We start from the raw sequence: 15,948 nt of genomic DNA, 5'->3' as shown, positions 1-15,948 counted from the left end.
AGGAAAGAGCAATAGGACAAAGAAGTAAGACAGTTAAATCATAGGTAAATAGGAAGGTGATATCAATGGATGAATATTCAAAATGGATATGGTGTAATGATTGGAATGAGCATTATGCCAATGCAGCAACCATGGTCTTGTTCCGAAAAAAAATAGAATTTGAAGCTGAACCAAAAGAAGTGGTAATAACCGTATCTGCTGATTCTAGATACAAGTTATATATCAATCAGACTTTTGTTGAAGTTGGGCCAAGTAAAGGCGATAGCCAGATATGGTATCAGGATAATATTGATATTACCTCCTATTTAAAAAAAGGTAGTAATGTCATTGCAATTATGGTCTTACGATATCCATTAAAGCCAACAGATGGCAATCAGAGTATTATCCGAACAAATTATCCAGGATTATATGTGATTGGTATGGGTAAAGATGTTGATAATAACAACTATGAATTCTCGGCAGATGGTACATGGAAGTACATGGTGCATGATGGAATCAAGATTGTTCCTGAGGCGGCAGGATTTGCACCACTTCAAATATATGAAGAAGTACGTGAACAGGAATCGAGTTGGGATTGGAAAGCAGAGGATTATATTGATAGCGATTGGAGAGCAGCAGTTCCTTATCATAAAAGTCAGATCAGAGACGCTGTAAGTCCAGGAAATCTGAATCCTAGAACAATTCCATTCATGTATAAGAAAAAACGCTACTTTAAGGGTATTATCAATCTAAAACAATCCAAATCTGATCTTGAAATATGGAATCAGATGCTTCATGGAAAAGAAAAGATAGTGATTCCCCCTTGGTCCGAAGAGATAGTTGAGATAGATGCAGGCGAAGAAACAACAGGATATTATAGGCTTTTTATTGAAAATGGTAATAGTTCAGAATTTACTATATTACAATCAGAAGCTTATGTACAAAATGATCGTATAGCAGAAGGAAATCTTCCAGTTAAGGAAGATCGTATGGATTATATCAACGGCCACTTAGAAGGATATCAAGATCTGTATTATCCAGCTGGTAGAGGAACTGATACAAGACTTGAATGTTATGAGCCTTTCTGGTTTCGAACTTTTCGGTTTATCCAACTGAAAATAGTAACAAAGGATTCACCTGTTATCATTCATGGATTTGATTATATTGAAACTGGATATCCACTGAACATAGAAACGAAAGTGAATACGTCAGATGAAAGTCTTCAAGATATATGGGAGATCAGTGAACGTACCTTGCAAAGATGTATGCATGAAACCTATGAAGATTGTCCGTTCTATGAGCAACTTCAATATGCAATGGATTCAAGAGCGCAGATTCTATATACATATGCCTCAGCAGCAGATGATAGGCTGGCAAGAAAATGTATCGATGATTTTAAGAGAGCACAGCGATATGATGGGCTGATTAGTAGTGCTTATCCTAATACCAAACCAAATGTCATACCTGGTTTTTCAATCTTTTATATCATGATGTTACATGATCATATGATGTATTTTGGTGATAAAGATCTGATATCCTATCATATGCCTTCGATAGAAAATGTTCTATACTTTTTTGAACAGAAGAAAGCGGAACAAAGATATCTTGGTCAAGTAGGAGGGTATCATAGACAACACAAATTCTGGTCCTTTATTGATTGGACACCAGAATGGAAAATCGGTGTTCCAAATGCAATTAACCAAGGTCCAATAACAATGGAGAGTCTTCTCTATATCTTAGGATTACAAAAAGCAGCAGAACTTGCCGATTATATTGGAAGAAAAGAACAAGCTCTAAAATATCAGGAAGAGGCTGTGTCGGTACAAGATAGTATCAGAAAATATTGTATCGGAGCGGATGGAATGGTTCAGGATGGACCAGGTGTTTATGAATACAGCCAGCATTGTCAAGTCTTTGCAGTTATTACTAATACGATTGATATACAAAAAGGTAAAGAAAACCTATTAAAAACTATAGAACAACAAGAAAGATATGCACAGTGTAGTGTTTCCATGATACTTTACTTATTCCGTGCATTAGAAATGACAGGGCTATATGATTATACGGATCAATACTGGAACGTATGGCGTAAAATGATTCAGAATCATATGACAACCAGTGCGGAATCCAATTCTTATTGTAGGAGTGAGTGTCACGCTTGGGGTGCAGTAGCACTCTATGAATTACCTGCTATCATACTAGGAGTAAGGCCAGCAACACCTGGATTTGAAAAAGTATATATACGACCTATTACTGGATATCTTGAGTATGCAGATGGGTATGTTATAACTCCTAAGGGAAAGATTGAAGTTTCTTGGAAAAAGAAAGAGAATGAAATTCAATTAGATTATAAGGCACCAGAAGGAATTGAAGTTGTATTATAAAATGTAAATAGAGGCAGGAGGAAAAACCTGGGAACAGCTTTGGCTGTCTCAGGTTTTTTCTACATAAAGATAGATTGGTAAAGAAAAGAGAATTAATATACAGTCACATAACAACTTTTATTCAATATTTGACCATTTAACATGTTTTCGATAATATTTTTTCTTGTAGTCTTTTGGAGTTAAGCCAACCTGTTCTTTAAATACCTTGATAAAGTGACTGCTTGAACTGAAAGCAAGAAATTGACCGATTTCAGTTTGGGTATAATCAGAGTAAATTAGCATATTTTTGGCGGCTTCAATTCTCTTGGCACGAATATATTCTTGAATGGTTATTCCTTTCTCTTTCTTGAATAAAATGGCGAGATAATTAGGTGACAGAGATACCTGATTGGCAAGTTCCTGTAAAGTAAGCTTATAGTGTAAATGATAATAGATATAATCCATGCAGTCATAAACGGGTTTGCTAAAAATAGTGCTGCTATACGAAGGTGTATTATGTGTGAGTTCTGATTCTTGATTGGAATCATGTATAGCAGCCATTTTTTGTGTAAAGGCGGTAATCATATTCGTCTGATGTTCATAGATTTCCTGTACAGTATAACATCTATCTAGATTTTGAATGAATAAATCGCTCATGTTGTAAGCTTCTTGTGCTTCCATACCTCCCTCAATGCAGAAACGGGTAGCAAGCGTTGTAGATGCAACGAACAAGTACTTTTTATCTAGAATCGGATCTTTGGAAAGTTGCCCTGCTATACCTGTTCTGAAAAGTCGTTTACTTTCTTCAATGCTTCGCATGTCTCCATCACGGACATATTCATATTGTAAGAGTTCTTCGTCATAGGAATGATGATAACGTTCTTTTTCACGTTGTAAAAAGGTTGTATAAACAAGTTTTGAATCTATATTTTTGTCAATATCATTGTTATGTTCTGTATGATAATCTTGTATCTTATTCATTATATAATCCTCTCAAATAAAAATCCTTTAAAATGTAAGAATTGCTTAATAGATAGATTGTATCATAATTCGTAAGATTATTGTATTTTTGTATTGTGTTTTTAAAGTATATTTATATAGTACTACACATATTGTCATGTCAATGAATTGAGATAGGAATTGATTGGAGGGTTAAAATAATGACAGAGTTAGAGAAGTTAGATGAAGGTTTAGAATATGATTTCTGGGATGAGGGAGTTAATGCTAGAAAACTCCACGCAATTGATGGCTGTGCAAAGCTACATGCGACTAGTGTAGATGATGAAGAGGGAAGAGATAAGGTAATAAGAGAGCTGTTTGGTTCTGTGGGACAGAATCCAAGTGTCTGTACGGGATTTAATTGTGACTATGGAAAGAATATTCATGTAGGTGATAATTTCCTTACAAATTATAACGTGACAATTCTTGATATAGCCCCAGTGCATATTGGGGATTATGTTATGATTGGTCCAAGTACATTGATTACAACAGTTGGACATCCACTATCACCAATGGGGCGTCGTAAACATCTGGGGATTGCTAAGCCTGTAAATATCGGAAATGATGTATGGATTGGAGGAAATGTAACCATTCTACCTGGTGTAACTATCGGTAATAATGTAATTCTTGCAGCAGGTGCAGTCGTAACGAAAGATGTTCCAGATAACTGTGTGGCGGGAGGAGTGCCTGCTAAGGTAATAAGAACATTAGTGAATGATATTGATGAAGATGATAGTTAGTGTAAGATATTTTATATACGATATAGAAAAATAGAACGAAAAACCAATAAAAATTCCTTCCAAGTTGTTACCCCTCTTGAAAGGAATTTTTTTGTTACTGTGCAAAACAATGACTTGTTCCATTTGAAACTAATGACATGGACTAGATTGCAAAACAAACTAAAATTTCCAAAATAGAATTGACGATAATTAAAAGATGGAATAAAATAACATATAATAAAAGAAGTAAAACAAAATAAAACAGGGAGGCTAGCAATAAATTCATCTTTGAAGAAAGTTAAGGAGAGTTAGGATGTTTATATTCAAAAATCAAGTAAAGTCTTATTCTAAAAATATATTTTTTTATATAGGAATTATTATAGTTGCTTTAGTAACATACCTTAATTGTGCTAAATATTTAAATCTTCACTATATTGAGAATGAAAGTGAACTTGAGAACATGTACCTTGTAGACAATGAGGGAATAGTTGCTGGTAGAATTCCTACAACATATTCTGAAAAATTGGATGACCTTTATACATATCTTAGAAATATTGGTACTTATGAGAAGGAAGTGGAAAAGATTCAACATCATATTGAAGAAAATTCACTAGACTTTCGAGAGGTATATTCATATTTAGAGAAGGAAGAAGGATTAAAAGGGATATCACTAGAGATTGAAAGGAAATACAGTGAAAAAAAAGGGACAATGAAAGAAGTAAATGAGTTAATTTCACAGTATCTTTCACAAGGGATATTTAGTGAGAAAATATCCAATAAATTGATTGATTTCTTAAGCCTATGGCTTGCTATGATAACTATACTTATATCTGCTTTTCTATTTAGAAATGAGTTAAAGAAAGACACCTATGAATTACTACATACGAAATCCATAAAAGCAAGTAACTATATTTTGTCAAAGGTATTGGGACAAGTTGTCGCAATTATTTTAGCGTGCATCGTTGTACTAATAGGATTAACCATTTGTTCAATCGAAACAAGTAAAAAGCTTCATGTGGACTATAATATATTATGTTTATTTTGGGAGTTTGCCATCTTCTGTATACCAACTATTATATACATATCTTCCTTTAGTTGTTTAAGTTCATTGATTTTTAAGACACCAATACCTGCGATACCTATATTATTTTTACAAGTAATATATTCCAATACAGGAGGTACAGCTTCTGATGGTTCGTTCGTTTATGTTGTAAGACCGCTGTCATTGCTAAATCGTTTTCCAGGTGATCTTTTTAAAACAGTAGTGGAAAAGGAGATGTATTATAACTCGATCCTATTGTTACTTGTATCTCTAATTATTTTAATTGCATCTATTCAATTATGGAAAAGGAGAACAACGATTTGAGAATTCTATATAAACTATCTATGCCTAGATATAAATGGATTAGTACATTCAGTTATATGTTTTTCTTATGTTTATTGCCCTTGGTACATCAAATATCAGATATTACGTTTTTAATGGATCGATATTTTTGTTTCCTTCCCATTGTGTTTTTTGCTGATATTTTATTAATGGAATATTCGGGACATAATATAGAACTATTTATGTTAAAATCATATCGAGTAAAAAGATATATTTTACTGATGAGAATCTTGATGAATTTACTTATGTTAGTGTGTGTTAGTGCGCTATCTTATGGTCTATTTTTTGTAATTCGCCATCCAGTGATCAAACAGGGGGATTCTATTATTTACTATTTCTTTATTTCAATCCTTATTGTGTTAATGAATAGCTTAATATTTGGTCTTCTGTCAATGCTATTTTCAAATCTTTTCTCAAATATGTGGGTTGGTATTGGGATTGGTATATTAACATGGTTTTCATTGAATACGAAATGGGGGGCAAGTCTTCCATTACCAATCAATATGTTTTTATTTGGAACTCGCGGTCAAGATGGTAACCCAAGCCCAGATGCAACACTATGGTTATTAGGAAAAATAGTAGTGTTAGTTCTAGTAATCATAGCATCTATAATTGAATACAAGTGGATGGAAAAAAGGGGTAAGGTGTGAACACAAGAAAGGAGAAATATAAAATGTCAATTCTGATTAATCAAGTATCTCAAATATATAAAAATGGATATAAAGCATTAGATAACGTGAGTATGGAAATTGGTAACGGTGTATGCGGATTGCTAGGGCACAATGGAGCTGGGAAGACAACTCTGATGAGAATTATTTCTACACTACTTATTCCAACTGAGGGTAGCATCGAGATATGTGACATCCCATTAAAACAAAAGAATTATGATGATATTAGAAGATTAATAGGATATTTACCGCAAGAGTTAGAGCCTTATAAAGAACTGACGGTAAAAGAAACCCTAGAATATCTAGGGAGGATTTCTGGAATTCCAAAAACTCAAATAAATGAGCGCATTGAATTTGTCCTTGAGAAAACTAATTTAGTAGAGCATTACAATAAAAAGAATAAGCAGTTATCAGGTGGAATGAAACGAAGAGTCGGATTGGCGCAGGCAATGTTAAATAATCCTAAAATTTTAATTATAGATGAGCCAACCTCAGGATTAGATCCAGAAGAAAGAATAAAAATTCGTAATATGTTGAGTGAATTGGGGGAGCATTGCAGTGTTTTATTTTCTACACACGTTGTCGAAGATTTAGCAGCTACTAGCAACTCACTTTGCATATTAACAAAAGGAAAAGTAAACTATTTGGGAACAGTACAAGACTTATTACATACTACTCAAGAATTGTCTTATGAAACTACTGTAAAGAGCGAAGGTGAAGTACAATTAATTGCTTCGGATTATCAGATTGTTAATAAGATACATACACTGGATGGAATTCGAGTGCAGTTTGTTTCTAGGAAGCAACCATCGATTCCATGTATATCTAGAGAAACCACTTTGGAAGATGCGTATATTATTGTGAATAAATATGAGAGGTTGTAAAGCAACAAAAACGAGGATTCTACTACTACAAAAACAAAATATATATAATGCTGATAAGTTGAGCAACTAGAATAAGTTCGCGGTTGTATTAGAAGTAACAAATCTGTTATAAAAGTATCGAATAATACATAATGGAGAGGTTCAAAATGATAAACAGAAAAAGCAATATGATTTTGGTGGGATTTTTATTCATCATTGGTGCATCAATTATTATCTTGGTAGGTTCAAGACTGTTAAACATAAATCTATCGCGTTATGCTTATAAAACCATTGCAGTTATTGATCTGCTCATTGGTCTATTTTATATATACAATTTGATTAATAAGAATAACAGGAAAGTTATAAATCCGGTTCCGGAGACATCCAGAATTGAGGTACTGAGAAAGTATGCTGAATATGATTTGAATCATAAAGAAAAAAGATATTCGTATACGTTTCAAATAGGCAATGAGGTTCCAGAAGTACTTGAAAAATATAGGTATTCTGAGTATTTGAAAGATGTGGATCCTATGTCAGATATGCTTGTTTTCAGATTATTTGATTTTGTTTGTGATAATTTTCATCACGATGGAAGTGTAGCGTTCAATCATGATCGTAGAATGGTCGATATAATATTAGCATGTGAATTGAATAACGGAAAAACGAATTGCAGAGGATTATCAATGGTTTTAGCCGCCTTACTAAGAATGAATGGGATAAAAGCAAGACATGTAACGTGTATGCCATATGAGGAGCCGTTTGCTGATTGTCATGTGGTTGTTGATTGTTTGATTCCTTCTGGAAAAAGAGTAATGCTTGATCCTACAATGAGACTATATTTAAAAGATACAAATGGTGAATATGTGTCACTTGATCATTTTCGCAAGGGATTAATTGAGGGAGAGATCTTTTTAGAAAATCAAGACGCTTCATATAATAGCGAGAAATTCGATAAAGAATCATATATACAGTACATGTCAAAGAACTTGTTTCGCTTTAGTTCAAGTTTAATCTATGCAGATGTGAAGAATGAAAGAAAACTCGGACAGATTGAATTGATTCCACAAGGTTATTCAATAAAATATTTTTCTAACAAGAATAAATTAGTGTATAATCCTACAATTTTTTGGAGCATATAGCATTCGGAATAAATATTGGCCAATTTAATGAATATAGGGATGTATGTCTAGATACCTACGGTAGAATAAATACGATTATATCAGTAAGGACTTAAGATAATTAATAATACTTTGATATAAAAGTAATAAATGGATAGGGTTTCACATGTATAATATTTTGGATTTTTCACATAATGTAATTGTTATAAAAATATACCTAAAGGAGTGTTACAATATGGGATTATTTACAATGGAGTCAACGAAACATCAATCATGTATAGATGCTTGTAATAGATGTGCCGAAGAGTGTTATAAGTGTTTCCACGCATGCTTAAATGAACCAGATTTAAATGCAAGAAAAAATTGTGTAAGTATGTTAGTTGAATGTGCGATGATGTGCCAAATGTCTGTTTCAATGATGTCAATGAAGGGACAATATTCTATGGAACATTGTTCACTTTGTGCCAAAATCTGTGATAGCTGCGCTAAAGAATGCAATATGTTTAATGATGATCATTGTCAGGATTGTGCACAAGCTTGTAAAACATGTGCAGATGAATGTAGAAAAATGTCTAGTATGTAATAAATAACTTTAGAAAGATGGGTTACATTAAAAAATTGCTCGTACTGTAAATTCAGTAAGGGCAATTTTGCACTCAATTATTTTAAAGAAAAGATTATTTATATGGTACATAAAGCAGTGGTTTAGTTTATGTGAATTCTGATTTTATTATCTTAACAATTGAAGATAACGGTCCGGGAATAAGTAAAGAAGATCAAGCTAAAATCTTTGACGCATATTATAAAAAGGGTATCTCAATTGGAACGGCGGGAGACGGTATTGGTCTTTATGTAGCAAAAGAAAATATGACCATCATTCATGGTACAATTACCGTAGAATCCAATTTAACCAAGGGTAGTAAATTTATTTTGACAATTCCAAGATAAATCATATTGTAATCAAGAATTTTCACATCTGCACGAATTATTGTATTAGCGGGCAGACATGTAGAAACAGCCCGTGCTTAAGCGCAAATTTTGCAATAAGACAAGGGCTATTTTTTACATAGTGTTAATTTGCTATTCCTACTTCATTCTTTATAGATGAAGAAGGTAATATTATTTCAAAACGTGTTGGTGGAATGAGTTATGATGAGATAAAAGAATATATTGCAAAATTGGATAAATAAACGATATGGCATAGTTCAGAACATTCTAAATATATTATACCAATAAGGTAGTAATGGAGGGGTTCTATGGTTATCACCCCTAATCTGGAAAATTTACAGTATAAAGAGATACGAGGAGTAAAATATTTTGAATTATTTGCTGAGAAAGTAGAAAGAGAAATTTTACCGGGAGTATGGATCAAGGCCTGGGGATATAATGGGAGCATACCTGGTCCTACTATTCAAGTTTATCCCGGTGACTACGTTAATATAAGAGTATATAATAATTTGCCGGAAGCTACCAGTGTCCATTGGCATGGTTTGGATGTTCCAAATGATATGGATGGAGTTCCGGATATAGAACCGTCACCTAAAATTATCCCCGGAAGCTATTTCGATTATAAGTTTCAGATATTTAATCCACCAGGAACACATATGTACCATACACATCATATAACACATAAACAACAGATGATGGGATTGGAAGGTGGATTGATTATTCTAGATCCATATGCATCAATAACAGATAGGGATTATTTTATTATGCTACAGGAGTTTGAATTAGTGGGAATGCCAATGGGCGTCGTCATGCCTGGATCGTATGATATTAATCCAATGTCACATGATTTTAATTTTTTCACTATGAATGGAAGATGTTTTCCTTATACAACTTCATTAGCTGTAGGTTACCAAGAAAAGATAAAAGTAAGATTAGCTAATGCTATGATGGATGCCCATCCTATACATATTCATGGACATCAATTTGATGTTGTAGCTTCAGATGGAAATTCAATAGCCAACTGTGGGATTATGAAAAAGAATACAATTAATGTAGCATCAGGGGAAACCTGGGATATTGAATTTATCGCTAATAATCCGGGTATATGGCCATTTCATTGCCACATACCTCATCATATGTCAAATAATATGACGGAACCTTCCGGTGGAATGTTAACCACTATCATTTATATTTAATTTGTTATTTACCAATCAACAATTATAGCTAAATTGTACTATAAGTTTAATTCCATATATTAACTGTTTATTAATTCTATCTAAGATACAAAATAATTATGGATTAAATTTATAGGAGGTTTAAAATGGACAAAACAAATTTCAATCACAGTATAAAATGCTCAGTAACAAAGTGTTCTAATCATGCAGAAGGCGGAGATTACTGTGCTTTGAGCCAAATCAAGGTAGGCACGCACGAAATGAATCCAAAAGATATTAAATGTACGGATTGTGAATCTTTTGTGACACGGTAAACCAAACTAATATAAATGGAGAAATGCCATATTTCATTTCATGGCATTTCTCCATTACATTAATTATTGCCCAATCTTCCAATTCATATTTGGTTACTGAACGCAATTTTCCTATTGGCAAGAGACATCCATGTGACGTTTCCAACTTGAGAATACATCTATGTAGATATATTATATATCTACATAGATGTATTCGTGGATGGGATGAGAAATTGAAAGCCCACGATTGAAGTTCATAATAAATTGGAGAAAATAGCAAGTTAAAAAAGTTGAAAACAAAAAAATGTGACGCAGTAACCTCGGGTGGTTAAACAGTATTTTTCATTTTTCATTTGCGGAATATTATAATCCAGATAATATGAGCTTTGGGGTATTGCGGGTTGTTAACGATGATTTGATTCAATCAAACACAGGATTTGGTTCACATCCTCACAAGGACATAGATGAAAAAGTCATAACATTTGAGAAATATTCCAAGGAGTCGTAATAATGCCAAAATTAAATAAAATAGATGCCAGTTTAATGGTTGGCCTTAGCCGCATTACTAATTATCTGCAGCATGAAGTAAGTCTTTTGTGTAGTCAGTACGATTTGACACTGACTCAATTCGCCATATTGGAGGTATTGCATTCCAAAGGAGAGTTGCTTGTAGGAGAAATTCAGAAATCTATTTTAAGCACACCGGGGAATGTTCCTTACGTGATAAACAATCTGATTAAAAAAGGATTAGTCACAAAAATGAATGTGGAGTCAGACAAAAGATACAGCATAATTAGTTTGACCCCGGCAGGAAGGGAGAAGATTTTAAAGATTCTTCCAGCTCATGATGAGCTTTTGACCGAAAAGTTCGGAGTCCTTGCCATTAGTGAAAAGGATGAGCTTATATCGCTAATTTTCAAGTTTCGAAAAAGATTGAAAGGCGTGGAAAACAGATGATTTTGGAGGAAATATCGTCTACAAAGCTGCTCAGATGGTAGATCACAAATGAAAATAATACGAGGAGAGATGAAGATGTCATATATCGTTGATTTTTAAAAATGTGTCCACAATTGGTTTAGAGTCTTCGCCTGTAGCAGAAGCACTTGTGGGGCTGCGTGCGAATGAAGCTCGTTACTTCATGAACAAATATAAGCATCAATTTACTGTTCTTCCTGCCGGTGAAAGCCCGGAGACTGTCAATTACGTGAATCGAATTTTGAAAGATGAGCGCGGTATTGAATTTGCTGCTAAGCCTTTGGAAACTTCATGCTTTCAAGTGGAAAACATAAAAATGGTCAACATCTTTTATGAGGACGGCCTTGTTGTTAATGTAATGTACACGATAAATGACCCTAAGAAGAGAGCTGTCGGATTTAAGCTTTCAGAGGGAATGGATGTTCCTAAGGAGTTGGAAGAGAAGAAGTTTAAGTTTGCAAGACAGAAGTCAAAACTTGCCAGTACAATTCGCGGTTCTTTTTTGTGATCAAGGGAGAATACTAAGTGTTAATCATCTATTTCCCATTCAAAGAGTTACTATATTACTTTATGAAACATATATGGTTATATATTATGCCAAATAAAATGATTCAGTTTTCTTATATCATTGGAATCATATTTATAAATATTTTCGTTAGTTCAATTGCAGTATGTCTTCCAGTGAGAAGGATATTAACTGTATTAACTGAAAAAATCGTCAGTGAACTAAAATATTAGTGTACTGTTAATAGAAACTTTTATATTTCTTAAATATTACAGTCTGATCTATATGCAGACGGCGTACAACCCTTATATTTTATAAACGTTTCTGAAAAATAACTTGGATTAGAGAATCCACAAGCATATGCGATATCCGTAATATTGAGACTTGGATCTCTTAACAACATCATACTTTTTTCAAGCCTATAAGAATTCAAATATTCATTCGGTGAGTGATTTAAATACTGCTTAAAAAGCTTGCAGCATTTACTTTTTCCGATGTCACCAGACTCCGCAATATCCGAAAGAGAAATTTTTGATTCGTAATTATTATAAATAAAGGATAACATTTTTTTTAGTATTGTTACATTAGAATCATAGGAAGATAGTTCCTGGAGGAAAAAAGGTTTTATTAAAAAATATAGAGACTCCCAGATTACATAAAGATACCTCATTGCCTTTATCTCAACAGCTGCCGTGTCTTTATTATATAATTCATAAAGCTGACGGATGGAAATGAGCAACTGACAACTCATTTTACTGTCGGCTTTTATTATGAGATTCGTAAGATTACATTCTAAAATTGGATGCACATATTGATTCTGAATTGAGGACAGTGGGAATAGGGTGTTGGGATTAAATACAATGCAGATGTATTCACAATCTGTCATATCAGTTGAATAACCATAATGCATCTGTCTGGAGTTGACAAAAACAGCCTCTCCTTCCTTTACGAAAACAGTTTGACCATTTACTTTATAAGAAATGTGTCCTTTTATTGGTAGCAGGAATTCAATATCTTCATGCCAGTGGCATAAAGCTTCTTTATTCGGAAACGTGCTTAGATCCCCTTTTCGAACATAAATCGGAATGGAAGGATTGTTATAATATACAATTTCGGATGAATCTTTTAATACGTTCAAATTCATTTGTGAAAATACCTCCTAAAATATATTGAAATATATGACTTTGAAATATATGAAATATATGACCTTACTTGTAGAACGAAATGCAACCCTTTCGATACTAAATAAGTTATAATTAAATTTACATTATATAAATACCATGGCTTGCATTTTGAATTACAATTATTGAATATTGCTATTTTTTAGTTTGCGTAAAGTCAGTGTTTTATATATCCTATACTTGTTGGCGGTAGAACGGAGGATATATATGTCTAAATTTTTATCTTATGAAGAACGGCTTGAATTACAAAAATATCTTAAAGAAAGCCTTTCTTTTAAAGAAATAAGTCGTAGATTAGAAAAGAATCCAACTACTATATCCAGGGAAGTACGTAAGCACAGGATAGAAGCTGCTACTGGATATCCTGGTTTCCCTTTTAATTGCTGTAAAAAACGCTATAATTGCAGGCTTAAAAGTGTTTGCAGCAATCCATGTACTAGGAAAGCGAATTACTGTAGGCTTTGTTCTAATTGTAATCAGAGCTGTTCTGAATTTATCGAAGAAATATGTGCAGCAAGATTTCATGCTCCATATGTTTGTAATGGTTGTAAGACAGCTGAAAAATGTACACTTACAAAAAACTTTTATGATGCTGAACATGCACACCTAAAAGCTCACGAAACTATTTCAATGTCAAGGAGTGGTCTATGTGTATCAGAAAATGAAATCATCAGACTTAATAAGATTATTTCTCCACTTATTGGGAAAGGTCAGTCTGTGAATCAAATTTATATCACTCATCGTGATGAGCTCATGTGTAGTGAAAAGACAATTTATAATTATATTGATGCCTGTTTGTTTGATGTTAGGAACATAGATCTGCCGAGGAAAGTAAAATTTCGCGAAAGATTTAAAAAACCTGAGTTCAAAGTAGATAAAGGATGTCGTATTGGTCGTAATTATGAGGCATTTGGATCATTTATTGAAAGAAATTCAGATACAGCAGTTGTACAAATGGATTCTGTTATAGGTTCGAAAGGTGGTAAATGCCTACTGACAGTTCATTTTGTAGACTGTAGTCTTATGCTTGCATTTTTAAGAGATGCAAATACTTCAAAGTCTGTTACGGATATATTTAATCAACTTGATCAAGCGCTGGGGAAAGAAACATTTAGCACACTTTTTCCTGTTATTCTCACCGATAATGGGAGCGAGTTTTCCAATCCTAAAGCGATTGAATATCGCGAATTTCCACCATTTTGCCGTACAAAAGTATTTTACTGTGATGCAGGAAGTCCGTATCAAAAAGGAGCCATTGAAGTAAATCATGAACTAATACGAAGAGTCCTACCGAAAGGCACAAGTTTTAATGAACTAACACAAGAGGATATCAATTTAATGATGAATCATATCAACTCATACAAAAGAAAAAAGCTAAATAATCGCAGTCCATACGAAACATTCAGCTTTTATCATGGAGAAGAAATTTTACATAAACTCGGATGTGTACCGGTTGCAGCCAGTGACATCATGTTAAAACCTGTTCTTCTCAAGAAATAATAAAACAACATGCCGCCAACCAATCATCTATCTAAAGAATAAAGGGGTGGATTCTCCGATTACAAAAAAATCGAGAGGGAGTCGACTTCCCATTGGCATGCTCATTATTAATATAATACTTTATTAAAAGCTAAAAATCAAACTGCATTTGGGTTACAAAAGTGGCTTTTTGTTTACAAAAGTATGAAAAAGTGGCTTTTCGTTTTCAAAAGTTTATATCTTACTTTCAAAAGATGCATCTCGGCTTGCAAAATAGCATCTCACTTTACAATTCACCATGAAATATATGAATTCGCATGATTGTTATGGAAATAGATATGATAGTGACTGATATAATGAATAATTCGTATTATAATCATAACATAGCGAAAGAAAAAACAAAAGTAATTATCATATTGGAAAGTTGAGGAAAAACATATGAGAAAAATAATTTTTATCGATGTAGATGGAACATTAGTTGATTATGAGACAAATCTGCCAGATTCAGCAGTAGATGCAATTAGAAAAGCCAGAGAGAATGGACACAAGGTATATATCAGTACAGGACGCAGCAAAGCAGAAGTCTATCAAAACCTTTGGGATATAGGACTTGATGGAATGATTGGAGGAAATGGAAGCTATGTTGAAGATAATGGAACTGTAATCATGCATCAGATGATAACCTCGGAACAAAGCAAAAGAATTGTTGACTGGCTGCATGAGAGAAAATTGGAATTTTATTTAGAGAGCAACAATGGATTATTTGCCAGTGAAGATTTTGAACAAAAGGCAGATGCATCCATCAAGAAGTATGCGAAGCTAAAAGGAGATCCAAAATCAGATCAGGTGACAGTTCGAAAGGTCTTTCCAGAAATGATATTTGGCGGAGAGTTATACAGAGATGACCTCAATAAAGTGAGTTATCTGTTGGATTCCTATCAGGATTTTCTGGATACGAAGGAACAATTTCCGGACCTTGAAAATGGAACCTGGGGAGGAAAAGGAGAAGAAGCACTTTTTGGAGATCTAGGTGTAAAAGATATTACTAAGGCTAATGCAATTGAACACTTATTAAAATATTTAAATGCGGATAGAAAAGATACCATTGCCTTCGGCGATGCCAAGATAGACATTCCGATGTTAGAATACTGCGAAATAGGCGTAGCTATGGGAAGTGGTGGAAAAGAAATAAAAGAGATGGCAGATTATATAACGGATGATGTTGATAAGGATGGTCTGTATAAAGCATTTGTCAAGTTAAAATTAATCTAAGAGAGCAGGTACTTTATTAAGCTTTTG

At 33.5% G+C, this 15,948-nt stretch carries 17 protein-coding genes and 2 pseudogenes; 17 read left to right on the top strand and 2 right to left on the bottom strand.

Annotated features, from left to right (window positions below; genetic code table 11):
- The first annotated feature begins 65 nt into the window (after positions 1–65).
- Positions 66–2,363, top strand: coding sequence for an alpha-L-rhamnosidase-related protein (locus bsdtb5_RS12260; protein WP_271712273.1), 2,298 nt, complete (start codon positions 66–68; stop codon positions 2,361–2,363).
- 117 nt (positions 2,364–2,480) lie between these two features.
- On the opposite strand, the gene bsdtb5_RS12255 is transcribed toward bsdtb5_RS12260, so the two are convergent.
- Positions 2,481–3,323, bottom strand: a complete 843-nt coding sequence (locus bsdtb5_RS12255; RefSeq protein WP_271712272.1) for a helix-turn-helix domain-containing protein — start codon at positions 3,321–3,323, stop codon at positions 2,481–2,483.
- Positions 3,324–3,502: 179 nt separating this feature from the next.
- Between bsdtb5_RS12255 and bsdtb5_RS21955 the strand changes: the two are divergent.
- The 14 genes and pseudogenes from bsdtb5_RS21955 to bsdtb5_RS12190 all read left to right on the top strand — a co-directional run.
- Positions 3,503–3,613: pseudogene (locus bsdtb5_RS21955) on the top strand (hypothetical protein); the annotation flags it as partial.
- 282 nt (positions 3,614–3,895) lie between these two features.
- Positions 3,896–4,045: pseudogene (locus bsdtb5_RS21950) on the top strand (DapH/DapD/GlmU-related protein); the annotation flags it as partial.
- A 328-nt stretch (positions 4,046–4,373) separates the two neighbouring features.
- Positions 4,374–5,426, top strand: a complete 1,053-nt coding sequence (locus bsdtb5_RS12245; protein WP_271712270.1) for a hypothetical protein — start codon at positions 4,374–4,376, stop codon at positions 5,424–5,426.
- 251 nt (positions 5,427–5,677) lie between these two features.
- Complete coding sequence (locus bsdtb5_RS12240; protein WP_271712269.1) at positions 5,678–6,094, top strand: hypothetical protein; 417 nt, start codon at positions 5,678–5,680, stop codon at positions 6,092–6,094.
- Positions 6,095–6,117: 23 nt separating this feature from the next.
- Positions 6,118–6,996, top strand: coding sequence for an ATP-binding cassette domain-containing protein (locus bsdtb5_RS12235; RefSeq protein ID WP_271712268.1), 879 nt, complete (start codon positions 6,118–6,120; stop codon positions 6,994–6,996).
- Positions 6,997–7,142: 146 nt separating this feature from the next.
- The gene (locus tag bsdtb5_RS12230) at positions 7,143–8,114 is read left to right on the top strand and encodes a transglutaminase-like domain-containing protein (protein WP_271712267.1); all 972 of its coding nucleotides are present in this window, start codon (positions 7,143–7,145) and stop codon (positions 8,112–8,114) included.
- 214 nt (positions 8,115–8,328) lie between these two features.
- Positions 8,329–8,676: a four-helix bundle copper-binding protein gene (locus bsdtb5_RS12225; protein ID WP_271712266.1), complete on the top strand. Its 348-nt coding sequence runs from the start codon at positions 8,329–8,331 to the stop codon at positions 8,674–8,676.
- Between the two features lie 131 nt (positions 8,677–8,807).
- Positions 8,808–9,041, top strand: a complete 234-nt coding sequence (locus bsdtb5_RS12220) for a sensor histidine kinase (protein WP_271712265.1) — start codon at positions 8,808–8,810, stop codon at positions 9,039–9,041.
- A 308-nt stretch (positions 9,042–9,349) separates the two neighbouring features.
- Complete coding sequence (locus bsdtb5_RS12215) at positions 9,350–10,237, top strand: multicopper oxidase family protein (protein WP_271712264.1); 888 nt, start codon at positions 9,350–9,352, stop codon at positions 10,235–10,237.
- 125 nt (positions 10,238–10,362) lie between these two features.
- Complete coding sequence (locus bsdtb5_RS12210) at positions 10,363–10,530, top strand: DUF1540 domain-containing protein (RefSeq protein ID WP_271712263.1); 168 nt, start codon at positions 10,363–10,365, stop codon at positions 10,528–10,530.
- Positions 10,531–10,888: 358 nt separating this feature from the next.
- Entirely contained in the window at positions 10,889–11,017 is a 129-nt protein-coding gene (locus tag bsdtb5_RS21945) for a cupin domain-containing protein (RefSeq protein ID WP_408628599.1), read from the top strand.
- Between the two features lie 2 nt (positions 11,018–11,019).
- On the top strand, positions 11,020–11,466 hold the full coding sequence (locus bsdtb5_RS12200) for a MarR family winged helix-turn-helix transcriptional regulator (RefSeq protein ID WP_271712262.1): 447 nt from the start codon (positions 11,020–11,022) through the stop codon (positions 11,464–11,466).
- Between the two features lie 88 nt (positions 11,467–11,554).
- Positions 11,555–11,992 (top strand): hypothetical protein, encoded by a 438-nt coding sequence (locus bsdtb5_RS12195; protein ID WP_330611612.1) that lies wholly within the window; start codon positions 11,555–11,557, stop codon positions 11,990–11,992.
- 17 nt (positions 11,993–12,009) lie between these two features.
- A complete protein-coding gene (locus tag bsdtb5_RS12190) occupies positions 12,010–12,222 on the top strand; it encodes a hypothetical protein (protein WP_271712261.1) in 213 nt (70 codons plus the stop codon).
- A 29-nt stretch (positions 12,223–12,251) separates the two neighbouring features.
- Here bsdtb5_RS12190 and bsdtb5_RS12185 read toward each other — a convergent pair whose 3' ends face one another.
- Positions 12,252–13,133 carry an AraC family transcriptional regulator gene (locus bsdtb5_RS12185; protein ID WP_271712260.1) on the bottom strand — a complete coding sequence of 294 codons (882 nt, stop codon included), beginning with the start codon at positions 13,131–13,133 and terminating at the stop codon, positions 12,252–12,254.
- A 244-nt stretch (positions 13,134–13,377) separates the two neighbouring features.
- Between bsdtb5_RS12185 and bsdtb5_RS12180 the strand changes: the two genes are divergently transcribed.
- Positions 13,378–14,670 (top strand): IS30 family transposase, encoded by a 1,293-nt coding sequence (locus tag bsdtb5_RS12180; RefSeq protein WP_271712259.1) that lies wholly within the window; start codon positions 13,378–13,380, stop codon positions 14,668–14,670.
- 417 nt (positions 14,671–15,087) lie between these two features.
- On the top strand, positions 15,088–15,921 hold the full coding sequence (locus bsdtb5_RS12175) for an HAD family hydrolase (RefSeq protein ID WP_271712258.1): 834 nt from the start codon (positions 15,088–15,090) through the stop codon (positions 15,919–15,921).
- The last annotated feature ends 27 nt before the right edge of the window (positions 15,922–15,948 follow it).

The organism is Anaeromicropila herbilytica, assembly GCF_016591975.1.
In the GTDB taxonomy this organism is placed as follows: domain Bacteria; phylum Bacillota; class Clostridia; order Lachnospirales; family Lachnospiraceae; genus Anaeromicropila; species Anaeromicropila herbilytica.
This window is presented reverse-complemented; position numbering and strand designations above follow the sequence as displayed.

Coding starts and splice junctions, on each gene's coding strand:
- bsdtb5_RS12260 (WP_271712273.1), top strand. CDS start 66: ATGGATGAATATTCAAAATGGATATGGTGTAATGATTGGAATGAGCAT.
- bsdtb5_RS12255 (WP_271712272.1), bottom strand. CDS start 3,323: ATGAATAAGATACAAGATTATCATACAGAACATAACAATGATATTGAC.
- bsdtb5_RS12245 (WP_271712270.1), top strand. CDS start 4,374: ATGTTTATATTCAAAAATCAAGTAAAGTCTTATTCTAAAAATATATTT.
- bsdtb5_RS12240 (WP_271712269.1), top strand. CDS start 5,678: ATGAATTTACTTATGTTAGTGTGTGTTAGTGCGCTATCTTATGGTCTA.
- bsdtb5_RS12235 (WP_271712268.1), top strand. CDS start 6,118: ATGTCAATTCTGATTAATCAAGTATCTCAAATATATAAAAATGGATAT.
- bsdtb5_RS12230 (WP_271712267.1), top strand. CDS start 7,143: ATGATAAACAGAAAAAGCAATATGATTTTGGTGGGATTTTTATTCATC.
- bsdtb5_RS12225 (WP_271712266.1), top strand. CDS start 8,329: ATGGGATTATTTACAATGGAGTCAACGAAACATCAATCATGTATAGAT.
- bsdtb5_RS12215 (WP_271712264.1), top strand. CDS start 9,350: ATGGTTATCACCCCTAATCTGGAAAATTTACAGTATAAAGAGATACGA.
- bsdtb5_RS12210 (WP_271712263.1), top strand. CDS start 10,363: ATGGACAAAACAAATTTCAATCACAGTATAAAATGCTCAGTAACAAAG.
- bsdtb5_RS21945 (WP_408628599.1), top strand. CDS start 10,889: ATGAGCTTTGGGGTATTGCGGGTTGTTAACGATGATTTGATTCAATCA.
- bsdtb5_RS12200 (WP_271712262.1), top strand. CDS start 11,020: ATGCCAAAATTAAATAAAATAGATGCCAGTTTAATGGTTGGCCTTAGC.
- bsdtb5_RS12185 (WP_271712260.1), bottom strand. CDS start 13,133: ATGAATTTGAACGTATTAAAAGATTCATCCGAAATTGTATATTATAAC.
- bsdtb5_RS12180 (WP_271712259.1), top strand. CDS start 13,378: ATGTCTAAATTTTTATCTTATGAAGAACGGCTTGAATTACAAAAATAT.
- bsdtb5_RS12175 (WP_271712258.1), top strand. CDS start 15,088: ATGAGAAAAATAATTTTTATCGATGTAGATGGAACATTAGTTGATTAT.